Origin of the sequence: Paenibacillus sp. EKM301P, assembly GCF_011800295.1 — a bacterium.
GTDB classification, from domain to species: domain Bacteria; phylum Bacillota; class Bacilli; order Paenibacillales; family Paenibacillaceae; genus Paenibacillus; species Paenibacillus polymyxa.
Window position 1 is genome coordinate 885,172 of the sequence record NZ_JAALFM010000001.1, and the last position, 16,398, is coordinate 901,569.

General features: G+C 49.8%; 8 protein-coding genes. All 8 read right to left on the bottom strand.

Annotated features, from left to right (window positions below):
• Positions 1–94 precede the first annotated feature (94 nt).
• The 8 genes from HFD99_RS04030 to HFD99_RS04065 all read right to left on the bottom strand — a co-directional run bounded on the left by HFD99_RS04030 (position 95) and on the right by HFD99_RS04065 (position 16,366).
• On the bottom strand, positions 95–2,887 hold the full coding sequence (locus tag HFD99_RS04030; protein WP_123797467.1) for an alpha-mannosidase: 2,793 nt from the start codon (positions 2,885–2,887) through the stop codon (positions 95–97).
• Between the two features lie 38 nt (positions 2,888–2,925).
• The gene (locus HFD99_RS04035; RefSeq protein ID WP_123797468.1) at positions 2,926–6,081 is read right to left on the bottom strand and encodes a beta-galactosidase; all 3,156 of its coding nucleotides are present in this window, start codon (positions 6,079–6,081) and stop codon (positions 2,926–2,928) included.
• On the bottom strand, positions 6,078–7,397 hold the full coding sequence (locus HFD99_RS04040) for a glycoside hydrolase family 125 protein (protein WP_123797469.1): 1,320 nt from the start codon (positions 7,395–7,397) through the stop codon (positions 6,078–6,080). The genes HFD99_RS04035 and HFD99_RS04040 overlap by 4 nt, the downstream gene beginning before the upstream one ends.
• A 67-nt stretch (positions 7,398–7,464) precedes the next feature.
• Positions 7,465–10,578 (bottom strand): alpha-mannosidase, encoded by a 3,114-nt coding sequence (locus tag HFD99_RS04045; protein WP_123797470.1) that lies wholly within the window; start codon positions 10,576–10,578, stop codon positions 7,465–7,467.
• On the bottom strand, positions 10,578–12,881 hold the full coding sequence (locus tag HFD99_RS04050) for a glycoside hydrolase family 3 N-terminal domain-containing protein (protein WP_123797471.1): 2,304 nt from the start codon (positions 12,879–12,881) through the stop codon (positions 10,578–10,580). Before HFD99_RS04050 ends, HFD99_RS04045 begins: the two co-directional genes overlap by 1 nt.
• Before the next feature lie 21 nt (positions 12,882–12,902).
• Complete coding sequence (locus HFD99_RS04055; RefSeq protein ID WP_117289288.1) at positions 12,903–13,823, bottom strand: carbohydrate ABC transporter permease; 921 nt, start codon at positions 13,821–13,823, stop codon at positions 12,903–12,905.
• Between the two features lie 23 nt (positions 13,824–13,846).
• Positions 13,847–14,776: an ABC transporter permease gene (locus tag HFD99_RS04060; RefSeq protein ID WP_090889623.1), complete on the bottom strand. Its 930-nt coding sequence runs from the start codon at positions 14,774–14,776 to the stop codon at positions 13,847–13,849.
• Positions 14,777–14,887: 111 nt separating this feature from the next.
• Positions 14,888–16,366: an ABC transporter substrate-binding protein gene (locus tag HFD99_RS04065; RefSeq protein ID WP_123797472.1), complete on the bottom strand. Its 1,479-nt coding sequence runs from the start codon at positions 16,364–16,366 to the stop codon at positions 14,888–14,890.
• Positions 16,367–16,398 lie beyond the last annotated feature (32 nt).

Genomic DNA, 16,398 nt, shown 5'->3' on the forward strand with positions numbered 1-16,398 from the left:
GCTACTATTTACTTTTAGCAAACGATAACAAGCCCCGATGATAAGCTATTCCATCGGGGCTTGTTAATTTGCTATGGCCTTCTTTACTTTATTGTTAGGTCTTCAATTTAAAACCCAGTGTGATAATTTCATGCGGCTTTACAGACTGAAGCAACTCATTAGAAGAATCCACTACGATGTCTTCTCCTGGTTCTTCGAGGATATTACTTTTATAAAAATCGCACTGGTGCGGCCCGGGCTTGATAATTAATTCGGCTATACTATTGCTCATATTGTACCAGCGTAGCAGCACATCCCCCGACAGCTCATTCATTTTCATAGAGGAAAAGGCAAGCTCCGTGCTTTGCCATTCAAACGGCGCATAATCTGAAGCAACTGTACCCGCATGAATCCCCGTTTGTTTTACAATCCAAGGAATTTGGTATTGATAGGCTTCTGTATACGCGCCGGACTGAATACCGTCGCCATCATGTGGAATGATTTCCAGACGAGCGGTGTGCTCACCTGGGCACTGCGCTTCCGGCGTCGGGAACCATCCCCAATCCCCCAGCTCGCCAACTGAGCGAAGCAGCGTTATTGCAATCGTGTTACGACCATCACGCATGATTTCATATTCATTCAACCCGAGATTGGCTACGGTCAGACCGGTTTGTTCTCCGCTTACATCCACAAACGCCTGCTGATGCTGTGTGTTGCTTGGGTTTTCCCACTCAGGTGCAGGTTCATTGTCCCGGATTGCAATTTCAAACATCGAGTCCACCCGATGCTCACCGGTTTCTATATCTGTCGGAAACAGAGCGCGAAGTCGGTGATCCTTGGCTTGGTTGTTAAAGATGGTTTCCATGGAAACCCCTCTGCTGTTCCTAGATAAAGAAATGATGGTCCGTATCGTCAGCGGAACGGTCTGCCGGGAGCGCTGAGCCTTGCGGTATGGATAATAAACCAGCTCTCGCTGCTCCTGCTCCAGCGTTTCATCCGCAGAGGCCGGGATTCCCCAATGATGGATAATCTCGATGGATGCCAGAAAAGGTGTATCTTCAAGCACACGAATGTCAGCAATCAAATCTTTGGTAGTCAGTGCCTGCTCTCCCTCGGGCTGTCTGAACATATACTCGTTGCCGATATCACCCACATTTTCATATACGCCAAGGTCTTTGTAGCTACGGGCTGTACGCTTATCTGTCAGGGTAAAAGAGCCATTATCCGCAATTTCGACGTGAAGCAGATCATTTTCCATACTGCGACTGCCATGAAAGAGGGAAGAGGAGTCCATCTCGACACTACTTCTCAGCCAAGCATAGGTTTTTAAGCCTAGCAGGGGCACACGTTCAACCTCAAAGGTAAGGCGAACCCGACGAGACATGTAAGGCTGGCGGAATCGGTCATCCGGCAAATCATAACCGAACTGGAGCCCGAGGTCCTCCATCTTGCATGCCACCGGACTCCCTTCACTGTCCACCAGTATACGCCCGGAAAGATCAACGTTCTTCGCTTGATGAGCAGCCTCCTCAAGCGTGTATCCTTCACGGAAGTACAGACGCACCACTTCCAGTTCTGCCGACACTATACCACTGCGCTCCCAGCCTGACGTATTAAAAATCACGAGTGGCAACGCATCTGCTCCAAAGCGACTGAAGCCCGTCGTATCCACGGCTTGCGCAATGACCTCAATGCTTTCATCCACAATACTCTCGGCTACATGACGGCTCTTATCAAACCGGGTCACCATCTCACGGTGCACCTCGTCCACACTACAACCGCAAATACTGTCATGCGGATGGTTCTGCATCAGTGTTTTCCAGGCATAGGTGAACAAATGGTGAGGATAAGCCTGCCCCAGCAGATGGGCAAAGGTCGCAAGCGGCTCTGCCACTTTTTCCAGCATCACTTGACCCAACTGGTTCATCTGTTTCAAATACACCCGGGCAGAAGCCGTATTCACCAGCGTTCCCCAGCCGTCCGCGCGCTGACTGCGAAACTCTCCCTTCACTGAAGAGAGTTGCCTTTGGGAAGTCTGTTTCAGAGAAGTCAGATAATCGTTGAAATTGGAATGAACAAACTCGATATCCGGATAAAGCTTCTGTGCCGTACGGATTGCTTCCGGTAAATCAAGCTGTAAAGGCTGATGATCGCAACCGTTCATGAACAGCAGTTCACCCGTTGAAGCATATTTTTGCGCATCATCCAGTTTACGCTTCCAATAAATCTTGGCTTCCGCCTCATCTATAGGAACCTCATTGCCGTTGGAATACCAGTTGGCGAATAAAATACCGAGTACCTCTGATCCGTCTGGCCCCGTCCATAACAGTTCCGAAAAGGAAGACTCGTAGCCTCTATCCGACACTGTATTGTTAAACCCTGTCGGCTTTACGCCCCTTCCGAAGAAAACATTCGTAACCCCCGACTGTTGCATGAACTGCGGAGTCTGCCCAACCAGGCCAAACGTATCGGGGAAGTATCCGATCTTGGACGGACTGCCGTAACGTTCGGCATCGCGGTGACCAATCTGCATATTGCGTACATTGGCTTCGCCGCTGGTCAGAAAAGCATCTTGCAAAATGTACCAGGGTCCGATAAAAATACGATCATTGCGAATAAGCTGCTCCAAACGTTCCTTATGCTCGGGCCGAACCTGTAGATAATCCTCCAGAATGATCGTCTGCCCGTCCAGATAAAAGCTTTTATAATCCGGGTCCTGCTCCAGCTTATCCAGCAGAGAATCCATCAGGCTAATCAGGCGCATATGGTGCTTCTCATAAGGCAAATACCACTCCCGATCCCAGTGGGTATGCGAAATAATATGTGCTGTCGTCTTGCTGCCCGTGTATGTGTCTACTTCCCTGCTTATCGCTTGATTGTTGATTGATTCATCCCTTTGCTCGCTCATCGCATATCTCCTCACCGTATGTCTTGACCTGCCATTGTTCACTGTATCACTTCAATCGTCACGTCCTCGGGACGATATACTGCTAGCAACTGACCTTCTCGACCCACAGCAAACAAGATAGAGCGGCTCCTTGGCAACAGAAAAGCGTAGGATAATCCAGTCTCCTTATCCCGAACACGCACTTGGGTATCCCGGGAAAACTCCGATACGAAAATATATAGGCCCCCATTCTTGAAATTCAGCTTACGTCCATATAGCCCCGGCTGATCGCCACCGTCTATCCATTCCAGCTCTCGCTCCACCCCGGCAGCAGCGAAGGCGTAACGATACAATTCGGCAATCGGCTCATCTCTGCCATTCAACTCCAGTGGAAGCGGACTCCAGATCAAGCGCCCCTTGCCAAGCGGCAGGTTCACGACTTCATCACCCATCGCTCCATCCGCTTCCGGTGACAGTTGTTCCTCCTTAGCGACCTCAGCAATTCGCCGCTGTCCGAATGAGACAGGGAAGGTTTGACCCTCCAGACTCAGTACTTCCTCCCGTTGGACGTTCCCCAGCGTACGCTGCCCAATAATGGCATCAACCCGTTCGGTCATTTTCCAGTAAGGATCAAGCCCCAGTGGTCCGGTGACTAGTAGCGTCACACCGAAGGCTCGCACCATTTCCAGAAGATGCTCCAGCGATGTACTATCGAAATTGTGCGCGCTGGGGATCATAATCAGTTTCGGTAACTGCCGCTTGAGTGAGTCCAGATGATACTCGGAGACGGCACGGAACGGCTGCTTGAGATTATAGGACATCACCCGGGTAAGCCGTGTCGTGGCATCGAAGGCAAGTGATCGGTTAGAGAAATCATTGGAATACGGGAATACAACAGCCGTTTCTTCCAGCTTCCGGTCTGTAAACAGATCGCGAATTTCATTCATAAAACGCCCAAAATCGTAAGATACCTCTGCTTCCGGCTTCTCGGTCCCATCCGCACGTAACGCACCGATGTGCGATTCATTGGCATTATCCATATAAAAGTTCGTATTCCAGATCCAATGAATCGCACCCGCTCCGCCAGTCGAAAAGGCATACGCATACTTGAGCTCCAGCATGTCGCGCAGCTCCTCCTCCGAACGCTTGGCTCGACCATCTGGCGTCTCAACATACATGATCCCGGTTTCCTGAACGAGATTCGGTTTGTCTGGTGTTTTGGCAAAAATACCGTCCCACACCAAATGATCATTCAGCCACCATGAATGCACCGTCGTATAATCCACCACAGCCTCATAAAAAAACGGAGATGGCCGTTGCGCGCCCAGTGCCTCGTCCTGACCTACAGTTACCAAATGTCCGGGACAAAGCTCCCGAATCGTAGTCGCCAATTGCTCGGCCCACAGATTGTGCATTTCCATCGAAAATAGACAGTAATCCAGCCATTTGGCTCCCTTTTTGGCCTGATGCATATCCTGAACGTCGAAGTTGATCTCCTCCGGCTCGGGGATTGTGGCAGAAGAAAAGCAGGAAAGCTGCTGTGGCGTCATATTCCAGGCTTCCTGCAAAGCCTCAATGCTGCCATGGCGTTGCTCCAGCCATGTACTAAACGCCGCCTGTTCCCATGAGTCCCTCGCAGAGCGTGGACCGTCTGCGAAAATACGCGACGGATCAAACATCGAAGGCTCGTTAATTAGATCCCAATCCACATGGGTTGTAGCCGTGTGACGACTGACAATACTGCGAATGAATCGCTTTTGTGCTTCCACGCTTTGCGGATCAAGATAAGGGTTAACCCCTTCCCATGTTTCCGGTGTAAAAGAAAAGAACGTGAACGTCACCTGCAGGCCATGCCTTTTGGCTGTCAGCAAAAAAGCATCAATTGCACGAAGCACCTCTTCCGAAGCGTGTCCGTCTATCTGCATCATGTTGCGATATGCCGTCCATACGCCTGTACGAATCCAGTTGATGCCAGCTTTGGCCATCTGGGCCATATCCCGATCCCAAATTGCTGCATTGGGCAAAAACAAAAATTTCCGTGCCACATCTGAGGTCATATAGGTCATGCCAACAACAGGTAACGGGCGCCCGTCCTTTATAAAATAATCCCGACTACGCATGATGATCTGTCCTTCAGCCAGCAGTTCGGCATCCTGCCCCCAAAAGCCCTGTCGCAATATACGTACTTCACCATTCGATGATTCAGCTCGGCAAATGACCCGATATAAACCGCTTAGAATGGAAAAACCAAGGGGAATACGTACAAAGTTCTGTTCTTTGCTAACCTCAATCTGCAAGCGATTGCTCCATACCTGCTGATTGTACTCATCCAATATTAGCTCCACCGTCAGGTCAAAGCTCCATACCTCGTGATTTCTGGGCGTGGCTCCTTCTCGCTGCAATCTCTGGGTTTGAAGTGTCAGTATGGCTCGTTCCCCGGACTCATAAGCAGCATAGTTTGGCTTGATAGATAGCTCCGTCATCCCCTTGGCGCAAAAACGTGCCCATTGGGCAAGCAACTGCTCACCATCCTGTTCCCAAAAGGAAGCTATCAACGGCACATGGATAAACATCCAGCGTGCGCCAGCAAACAGACCTCGGGCATGCTCCCATAGCACCCCCGGGGCAGCAATATCACGCCCGTCCTTACTTACTCCCTTGAGCAAAGGATAAATTTGCGTATTCATCGGCCCGGCAGAGCCCATTTGGTGTGGTAGATCGCTACTTTTGGTCGTATGTGGAACGAGATTCCACGTATCCGCCACCTGGAACAGAGACTCCTGACCACACAGCACAGGAATATCCTCTGATGCGACCAGCGAAGCTACCTTCGACGCATCCACTCGCAGCACCTCATGAATATGCAGCTCCTGATGATATGCAGTCTGCTCAGTCTCAATCCACCAATCTCCATGCTCATCAGCAGGATTGCGGACCGGAATCTTAAAGGGTGCTCCCCCGACGTTAAGCAGCCCCCCTCCCCTGTGGAGAAATGCCACGATTTCGGTCCAGGCAGACTTGGGGAAATACGGCGCATGCAGATTGACAAAGCAACCGTTGTCCATATGCTTTAGCGTTTCAGCCAGTTCATCGGCTCCTACGACCACCACCTCTGCAACTCCCTGAAATGCCTCATCTGGCAACAGGCTCCCTATAGTGGGAAAGCCTTGCTCACTGAAAACAACGATGGATGGGTTTACTATGATTCCATTCATAACAAGCCATCCTTCATAGCCTTATACACAAGCTGGGCAAACAGACTGTTAGACCAAGCGAACCATTTTCGCGTATAAACCGTAGGATCCTCGGCATGAAAACCTTCATGCATGTAGCCAGTGTCCCCATCTGTTGCTTCCAGCATCTGGATCATCTCCAGCTTTTCTTCTGCGGTCCGGGCCGTTAATCCTTGCATAGACAGGGCCATATGCCAGATGTAACCTGGCAGCGTGTGCGGACTTCCGATGCCTTTAGCCGCCTTGCCCTCAAAGTAAAACGGATTCTCCTGACTTAAAGCGAAGCGTCTCGTATTTTGATAGATAGGATCGTCCGCCGTCGTATAGCCCAAATACGGAATGGACATCAATCCCGGTGTACCCGCGTCATCCATCAGGCAGTAGTTGCCAAATCCGTCCGTTTCATAAGCATATATAGGCCCAAATACCGGATGGCGGTAAATGCCGTACAAGCGGATACCGTGCTCCACCTCAGCCTCCAGCTCCTTCAGCTCGTTCAGAAAGTCCATATCACGGAATACCCACTCCGCAAACTCCTGCATCTGCCGCAAAGCAACCACTGCAAACATATTGCCGGGTATATTGTAGTGAAAATCGCAAGCATCATCACTGGAACGGAAGCCCGACCAAATCATCCCTGTATAATTTACAGGCATACCGAGTCCCTGATTGCGCAAGGAATCTGTGGGAATGCCGTTATTACGCGTAAACCGATACGCAGACTGCTCTTGATGACGCTGCTCCGTTTTGAACACATCCACTATTTTGCGCAGAGCCGACTTGAATTTTGAATCAAAAATATCGGTAAGCTCCGTTTCCTTCCAGTACATATAAGCTAGCCGAATGACAAAGCACAGCGAGTCGATTTCAAATTTTCGTTCCCACACCCATGGTGACATCTCCGTCTCATCGGTCGCATTCCAGTGCCAGTCATTCGCTGTCTCATTGAACGCATTCGCATACGGGTCTATGAGGACATAATGAATATGGCGCTTGATCAGCCCCCCAATGATGCGCTGTAAATCAGCATCCTCCCTGGCTAACGGCACATAATGAATGACCTGCTCTACAGAATCCCGCAACCAAAGAGCTGGAATATCCCCTGTAATGAGAAACGTTGTCCCATCATCCATTAGCTTGGTCGTCGTCTCCAGTGAATTTGGAAAACAGTTTTTAAACAGCTTCAGCAGCTTCGGCCTGTGAGCCAGTGCTTGCTCCGCTTCCTTGAGTACGTCCTGAACAGCCTGCGGCAAGTCAAGGTCGGGCATTGGTATTTTGGGAAGTCTGAATTGTTCCAATAGCTTTTTCGCTCCTTTATCTGTCGGGAAACACCCGTGCGGTTATAGTCATTCCAATTCTGCATATCTATTGCAAACGTATCGTTTTAATTTCATAAGGTGTAAAAGACAATGTGAGACAGCTGCCTTCTAGCTCAAGCGGCTGCAGGGGTTCCTCTAGCGCATTCGACACGTAGGCTGCTTTGAACGTGTAAGACCAGGTCAGCTTGATCGTTTCCCGCCCCCCAGAAGATTCATACAAACGAAGAATCGTCCCCAGTCCATCTTCGGCCGGCTTGATCGTATCCAGCACAACGTGACGGCTATCAAAGTTAATGAACGATCCACTGCTCGGTAGCACTCCGCTATTGTGCTTTTGCTGCTGTACAACAGGCATATCTTGATTCAGCTCAGCCGCATGACGCAAAGTATGAGCGCTGCGCCAATCTCCAACATGTGGATAAAGCGAATACGTAAAATCGTGCTCGCCCAGATCGGCATCTTTATCCGGCCATTTGGGTGCTCGTAGCAGAGACAGACGGATGGTACTGTCTTGAATGTCGTAGCCATATTTGCAATCATTGAGCAGACTCACGCCATACCCGTGCTCGGAAATATCCGCAAATCGGTGTCCACATACTTCGTACTGCGCCTGCTCCCAGCTCGTATTCCGATGGGTCGGCCGTTCCAAGGCACCGAACGGAATTTCATAAGTCGCCTTGTCCGTAACCACATCTATAGGAAAGCCTACCTTTAGCAGCTTGTGCGCTTCATTCCAGCTCACATGCGTCTTGAAATCAATTCGCCGCTCATGATGATAAAAGATTACATCCTGTGTCATTTCAGATTGATGAATTCGCCATCGGAAGCGCAGCACATCCTTCGTTTTTCCCTGAAGCACTACTTGTTTTTCCAGCAACTCGGCTTCTCCTGCTACCTGTTCCTCATAGCGGTCATCCAAATCCCAGGCATCCCACAGCGTCGGACGGTCATGGAAAAAATAAAAACGGTTTGCCCGTTCCCCTTGCTTCAAAATTTCACGGTTTGCCGCTTTATCCAGCAGGCGAATCATTTCGCCCCGCTCGTTAAATTGCACCTTATAAAATGCCGTCTCCCAGATGTCCCCCAGCGGTCCGGATATCATAGCGATCCCGGGCTTCTCACCTGCTTGAGCCTGTTCTCGCTCCAACCAAATCGTTTTGTAGCCCAGCGCAGGAATATCCGGAATACACACCGAAATGCCGCCTTCCTCCATATCGGTGTCCAGCCGCTCGGCTTCATCATTAGCGTAGTGGTAGACATACAATCCCTGTGCCGATTCCGTAGCAATATGAATCACAGCATTACGGCTCCAGCCCAGGCTGTTAAACACCAGGTACGGTGTTCCTGTTCTCGATCCTTCCGTGTTCACTTGAGCCGCCAGCGTCGTAATCCCCTGTTGAAGCCCGACATGTCCCCATTCGAAAATTTGCTGATACTCCTTATCCGAAGTGCCGTACACCTCGGTAATCGCCGAGCCAGGGATAATATCGTGGAACTGATTCAACAAAATCAGCTTCCAGCCCTCATGCAATGCCGAACAGATATCCTCCACCTGCTCCGGCTCCAGCTGTGGTAATGCCAGCGTGCTCCACAGTTCTGCCTCGCGGTAGACTCCCTCCGCTTTCCGGTTATTGCGTTTGTTGCGGGCGTGGGTCGTGTAGGTTCCTCGGTGCAACTCAAGGTACAAATCACCATGCCATTTGGGAAACTTCGGATGTGCCTGATCTATGCCTGCGAAAAACTGTCCCGCCGTGCTGAACTGACTCGCAGGCAATCCTACCATTAGCGAAGAACGCTCTATATATTCCAGCATTTCACGCGTAACTCCGCCCCCGCCGTCTCCATGCCCGTAAAGCAACATGTGCTCAGGATGCGCTGATTTTTCACGATAAGACTGCCAATGGTCATGAATGTCCTGGGGCCGTGTATTTTCATTCACGCCATGATTGAGGTAGGACAACATCGAAGTCCCATCGATGCCCACCCAGTGGAACAAATCGTAAGGAAACACATTCGTATCATTCCAGCCAAGCTTGGTCGTCATAAAATAGTCTATCTTCCCATGCTTTAAAATCTGCGGCAGGGACGCACAGTAGCCAAACGTATCCGGCAGCCATTCGATATGAGAGGTTTGGCCAAATTCCTGTTGGTAAAAACGCTGACCATACAGCATTTGGCGGATGAGTGATTCGCCACTGGGCAGGTTCAAATCAGGCTCTACCCACATCCCCCCGACCAGTTCCCACCGTCCTTCAGCGACTCTCGCTTTGACTCGTTCATACAGCTCTGGATCATTTTCCTTTACAAAAGAGAACAGCAGCGGCTGGCTCTGTGCATATTGATAGGCCGGGTATTCATCCATCAGCGCATCCACCGTTGAGAAGGTTCGGCTTGTTTTCCGTACGGTCTCGCGCATCGGCCACAGCCAAGCAATGTCGATGTGCGACTGTCCTACCATGTGCTCCAAAGCTTGCGCATTTCCGCCGATCTCCTGAACCTGACGAATCAGCTCCTTTTCTGTGGCTGAGATCGCTCCTCCTGCTCGAATGGCGTCTTCCTCCAAATTCGCAAAGCAATCCATCACCTCATACAGGGCTTTCAGCAAGCGTATGCTACGGATGTCGCCCTCCGGCAGCAGTACAGCGGCTTCGCTAACAACGGTAACGGTATACATCAGGCTTTGCACAGGCTTATTGGGCCGTACAAGATAGCTTGTAACAGAAGAAATCGGAGGTTGAATGACAGCCTGCCGATTGAGCGGATCTACGGGCTCAGGTACCGGATCAAACAGCTCAATCTCCAGTTCAGGGGAAGACCCGATGAGCTCTGGATTTAGCGTGACATAGGTATGATTGCGATCAAGCCCGTGATAGGAAGCACCATTGACTCGCAGCAACCCTTCCCCCCCGGACTCAAACACCAATCCAAAAGGCTCTCTCAACCACGCTGTTGGTACATTCAGCCGCATTCGAAAAAAATAAGTCGTCCCCTGACTGCTGGGGAATCGCTTGAGATCCAGTCCTTCCGATAAAGGTGCGGCGTCTTCGTATTGACCTGGTGTTAGGTAAGTGGAGCGTGTGATGTTCCAGCTCCGCAAATCCAGCTTCTCCAGCCATTGGCATTCCGACAATTCCCGAATCAGGCGTTTGATACGCTCCATTATTCATCCTCCCGTACGATCAACTCGGCACACAGGGTATCTTTGGAGTGCCTGCCTACTTGAATTGAAAATCGCCCAGCCTCAACGACTGGCTGAAGATCATGCCCTATATATTGCAGCTTGTCGGAGCCTACTACAAACACCACCGTCCGTGTTTCTCCCGGCTGTAATACAAGCTTGCAAAAGCCCTTAAGTTCCCTGATTGGACGGGTCACCGAGCTCACCACGTCCGAGATATACAACTGAACTACTTCAGCCCCTTCCCGGTCGCCCGTGTTGGTTACATCGACTGTAACCGTAACGGATTCGCCCGCTCGGATCGAATTGGCGCTTAGTGTAAGCCTTTCATAGCTAAACGTCGTGTAGCTAAGACCATAGCCAAACGGATAGCGCGGCTCGGCATCGTCTTCCAGATACCGCTTGCCCCGGGAACGCTTGCCGTTGTAATATACCGGCAACTGCCCCACATGTTTAGGGATGGAAAGAGTCAAACGTCCCGAAGGGTTCACATCCCCAAATAAAATATCCGCGATTGCATGCCCTCCCTCCTGACCGGGATACCATGCTTCCACAATGGCATGTGCGTGCTCCTCCACCCATGGCTCAGCAATCGGTCGCCCGTTCATATAAACGACGACAAGCTCCTTCCCCAGCCTGTAGACTTCCTGCATGAGTTGAAGCTGTACGCCTGCAAGCCCCAACGTCATCCGGTCAATGCCTTCGCCGCATTCCATGTCGTTCCAATCGTGATCTGATACCTTCGAGGCGCCGGTTTTCAGGTCAATCGTCCCTTCCCCGAAATCGCGGGCGCTGGACCCTCCAACCACCATCACCACGGTATCGGCCTCAGCCGCACATGCCAGTGCGTTATCAAAGCCTTCCCGGGACTCTCCCTTGATCCGGCAGCCAGGTGCATACAGAACACCGTCCTGATGCTTGCTTAATTTGCTACGGATGCCATCAAGCACAGTAACCACACGGGATCTCTGCTGCGGTGATGTATAATCGCCCAGTTGGTTGTAGATCTGATCTGCATTTGGGCCAATGACTGCAATACGCTTGAAGGTTTTCGGCAGGGGGAGCGTGCTATTGACGTTTTTAAGCAGTACAATCCCTTCGGTCGCAAGCTGACGAGCTAAGCGAATATGCTCCACCTGACCAATTACCTGCTCCGCTCGTTCTGCATTCACATACGGTTTGTCAAACAGACCGAGCCTGAATTTTAACGTGAGCACCCTGCGAACCGCCCGATCCAGCACGCTCGTCTCCAGCTTGCCAGCATGAACCGCCTCGACCAGATGGCTGCCGAACATTTCCCCGGACATTTCCATATCAATTCCTGCGCGAATTGCCTGCACAGCGGCATCCAATCCATTTTCGGCCACATCATGTCCGCTCGCTAACATTTCAATTGCGCCACAATCTGTAATGATCAGACCGTCAAATCCCCACGCCTGACGAAGAATATCGTCCAATAGCTCAGTATTCACTGTACACGGGACCCCGTCGATTTCGTTATAGGCTGGCATAACAGATTGCGCCCCTGCTTCCACTGCTTTTTGGAATGGATACAGATCGATTTCCAAAAGCTCGCGCCAGCCCATATGCACAGGTCCGGCATTACGTCCGCCTTCCGAGCTGCCATAGCCTGCAAAATGCTTTAGTGTGGCAGCTACGCTATGTTCGCTGAATAAGCTTTCCCCCTGAAGCCCCTCCACTGCGGCAACAGCAAATTCGCCGATGAGATAAGGGTCTTCGCCAAAGCATTCCTCCGTGCGTCCCCAGCGCGGATCACGCACAACATCAAGCACGGGCGAATACGTGACCGCCCCGCCCTGAGCGCGGGTTTCACTCGCAACCGCACGGCACATATCGCGGTACAAATCAACATTCCATGTGCTGCCGATGGACAGCGGAACCGGAAACACAGTGCCGTCAATCGCCATATGCCCATGAGAGCATTCCTCACCGATCAGTATCGGGATACCCAGCCGGGAATGCTCTATCGCATAACGTTGGATCATATTCACAGCCTCCGCCCCTTGTTTGGCAGATAAGCCATTCTCCAAGGTCACTCCGGTCCACGGATCAGCGCGAAGTACCCCGTATAAGGAGCCGACTCCTCCATTTTGTACCTGCTGCTTGAAATCATGATGTAGGGACAATTCCCCGTCTATGTGCTCATACACTTGCCAGCCAAAGGGCTGCACAAGCTGCCCCACCTTTTCTTCTAACGTCATCAAACCGATTAAGTGCTTAACCCGTTCTTCGATCGGTTTGCTTTTGTCTTTATAAATCAACATGTTCATGTCTCTCCTTCCCTGTTATTCCTTCACAGCCCCAACCGTAAGTCCCTGCACAAAGTAACGCTGGAAAAAAGGATAAGCGAATATAATAGGCAGCGTCGCCAGCACCACCATCGCCATCCGCGAGGTATCCTGCGGAATGGATTGAAGTGCAGCCAGACTCATAGAGCTGTTTTGCGAATTTTGCTGGATGAACTGAATGCTGGATTCAATCCGCATCAACATAGACTGAAGCGGCACCAGATTGGGATTGTCAATATACAACAGGGCATTAAACCAGTCATTCCAGTAACCAAGCGTGCTGAATAAGCCAATGGTGGCAAGTCCAGGCAGAGAGAGTGGAAGCACGATTTTTAAAAAGGTGTAAAACTCGCCTGCCCCATCTATTTTGGCTGATTCGACAATGGCATCAGGCACACTGGTGCTATAAAATGTGCGCAGGATCATAATATAAAAGGCATTCATGGCAAGCGGCAAAATCAAAGCCCAAATCGTATCCTTAAGCCCGAGCAATTGGGAAACGACCATATAGGTCGGGATCATTCCACCATTAAAGAGCATGGTTAAAATCGCAAAAATGGAAAAGAATCTCCGGTAACGAAAGCTCTTTCGTGAAATGGCGTACGCATATAACGAAATAAGAATGAGACTGATCACCGTACCGATGACCGTTACAGCAATCGTCACCCCATAGGAGCGCAGTAGCGTATCACTGGTACGAAATATGAAGCGGTAGGCTTCCAGACTCCATTGAGCCGGGAGCAAACGATATCCGTCCCGCGCCAGCGTTTTCTCATCGGTTAGGGAAATAATGACGACAAACAAAAACGGAAACACACATAGGAACGCGAACATCCCTGCTATCCCATTCAGAACAACATTCCAGCCCCGTGAAATATGATGGAAATCTCGTTTTTTTCTTTTTTTTCCAGCAGCCATAGTCCACACCCCTCTCCTCTTTTTTAGAACAAAGCGCTGTCTTTATCTATTTTTCGCACAACATAATTGGATAGGATGACGAGAACGAAGCCAACCACCGACTGATACAAACCTGCCGCCGTGCTCATCCCGATTTCGCCTGTCGTTTTCAAACCGCGATATACATAAGTGTCGATAACGTTCGTTACTGAATATAAGGTGCCCGAATCCCTCGGAACCTGATAGAACAAACCAAAATCCGCATAAAAAATCCGTCCGACTGCAAGCAGCGTCATAATGATAATGATCGGCGAGAGCAAAGGGATCGTCACATTACGAATTTGCTGCCACTTGCTGGCTCCATCTATCATGGCTGCTTCATACAAGGATTTATCGATCCCCAAAATTGAAGCCAGATAAACGACACTGTTATAACCGATCGCCTTCCATAGACTGACTAGAATCAAGATATAAGGCCAATAGGCGGCCTCTGAATACCACTGAATCGGCTCGATGCCAAACCCTGCGAGAACTTGATTCAGCATTCCCCGATCCATGCTCAGAAAGCTGAAGGCAAAGTAGCCCACGATGACCCACGATAGAAAATATGGGAGAAACATGCCTGTCTGGTACAGCTTCGCCAACCGTTTATTAATCAGCTCGGAGAGCAGAATAGCCATAACGACTGAAAACACAAGTCCAAGAATAATAAAGACCAGGTTATACAAAAGGGTATTTCGCGTGATGACATAGGCATCATTGTTATTGAACAGAAACTTGAAGTTATCCCAGCCCACCCATTTGCTCGTATAAATACTGGCCCAGAATCCTTCCCTGTTAAAACGATATTGCTTGAAGGCAGCCACAGTACCAACCAACGGCAGATATGAAAAGAAAAAGAACCAGATAGCGCCAGGCAGCACCATGAACAGCATAACTTTGTTTCGAATCACATTTCTGAAAAATGCGGCCATAGGTATCCCCTCCCAATCTGTAATGAGAAAATCAGCTAAAATAGCTATTGGAAAAAGACCGGGCGTAACTTACACCCGCCCGATCTCGCTTTTATTTCACAACCTAAAGGATTATTTGCGGTTTTGTGCCTTCCAGGCATCAAGCTGGGATTGCGCTTCCGCCATCACCTTATCCAGCCCAGCCTGCTTGAATTTCTCAATTACTTTCGGGAGATTCGTTTCCGGTTCCAGCGTGCCTGTCATCAGCGAAGCCCAAAATTGCTCTTTGACGTTCTGCACCGCTGCCATCTCCGTGGATACTTTACTGCTGTCAAAGTTGAAGCTCAGGATGGGAGAGTTTTTTCCTTCCGAGTTGAACTTCTTGAATTGCTCCCATTTGTCAGCAGGATCATTCGGATTCAGATACAGCAGCATATTGTTACCGAGTGAATACGAAGGCATATCATAATTTTTGGAATCAGCCAGATTTTCGATATATTGGCCATCTGTTTTTTTGTAATGCACTCCTTCAATACCAGAGTCAACCATATTACGTAATACTGGATCTGTATTCAGCAGGTTCAGGAACTGCATCGCCTTTTCAGGGTTTGCCGAGTTAGCCGAAATTGCCATAATGGAGCCCTGAACAGACGTATTGGTCACAATTGGATCACTGGCAGGTGTCGATATCACCGGATAGCCGTAGCTGGCAGACCATAGATTATCGGCTAGTGGTTGAGTTTGCGCACGATCCAGAAACCAGTTTCCGGACGTAGTTAAATCATTAGTCGAGCCTGTAGTTGCAGCTTCCGGTGATACATATCCGGCCTTGTAATACTTATGCATCGTCGTCAGCGCCTGCTTCATTTCAGGTGTTTCCAAGATGTTTACGATTTTATAGTCCGTAGTATCCAGTTTGACAGCCATCGGCAGGTTTTGAATGATATAGTCATATGGAACATAGGGAACATAGTTTTTGTCCATACCGAATGCCGTTACGCCGGGCTCGTTTTCTTTAATCGTTTTGAGCAGTGGCTCCAGGCTATCCAGCGAGCGGACATTGGAAAGGTCCAGCTTGTATTGGGTTAGCAATTTTTTATTGAACCGCCATACCTCTTGCTGTGGAAGCTCCTTGTTGGCAGGAATGCCATAATGATGACCATCCACCTTGGAGCCTTCCAGAAACGCAGGATTAATCGTCTTTTTAATATCCTGACCGTACTTGTCAAGCAAGTCGTCCAGCTCCATGAATGCGCCCTTTCTGGCATTTTGTACATAATCAAAACCACCGGAAGCCGTAAATACAATATCCATGGGCTCTCCCGAAGCCACATTCACCTGCATTTTTTGTGGGTAGTCGCCCCAATCGACCATTTTCATTTTGATCGTGGCGTTGATTTTCTTTTGGGTGTACTTGCTAACCTCTTCCATCACCCGATCTACATCTTTTTGAGGTGTACCAATGGTATACCAGATCAGCTCTACCGGCTTTTCCGCTCCCTCATTCGTCGTTTCCCCGCCACCGCTGCTTCCTCCACATGCACTGAGAATGAGCGTCAAAACCATACACATCACTAGAACAAACGAGTAGCTTCTTTTGCTTTTACCCATGTATGATCCTCCCTTATGAAATGGAATCTGAC

Excerpts from the sequence above, each read along its gene's own strand:
- HFD99_RS04060 (WP_090889623.1), bottom strand. The coding sequence starts at position 14,776 with ATGGCCGCATTTTTCAGAAATGTGATTCGAAACAAAGTTATGCTGTTC.
- HFD99_RS04050 (WP_123797471.1), bottom strand. The coding sequence starts at position 12,881 with ATGTTGATTTATAAAGACAAAAGCAAACCGATCGAAGAACGGGTTAAG.
- HFD99_RS04065 (WP_123797472.1), bottom strand. The coding sequence starts at position 16,366 with ATGGGTAAAAGCAAAAGAAGCTACTCGTTTGTTCTAGTGATGTGTATG.
- HFD99_RS04035 (WP_123797468.1), bottom strand. The coding sequence starts at position 6,081 with ATGAATGGAATCATAGTAAACCCATCCATCGTTGTTTTCAGTGAGCAA.
- HFD99_RS04045 (WP_123797470.1), bottom strand. The coding sequence starts at position 10,578 with ATGGAGCGTATCAAACGCCTGATTCGGGAATTGTCGGAATGCCAATGG.
- HFD99_RS04055 (WP_117289288.1), bottom strand. The coding sequence starts at position 13,823 with ATGGCTGCTGGAAAAAAAAGAAAAAAACGAGATTTCCATCATATTTCA.
- HFD99_RS04030 (WP_123797467.1), bottom strand. The coding sequence starts at position 2,887 with ATGAGCGAGCAAAGGGATGAATCAATCAACAATCAAGCGATAAGCAGG.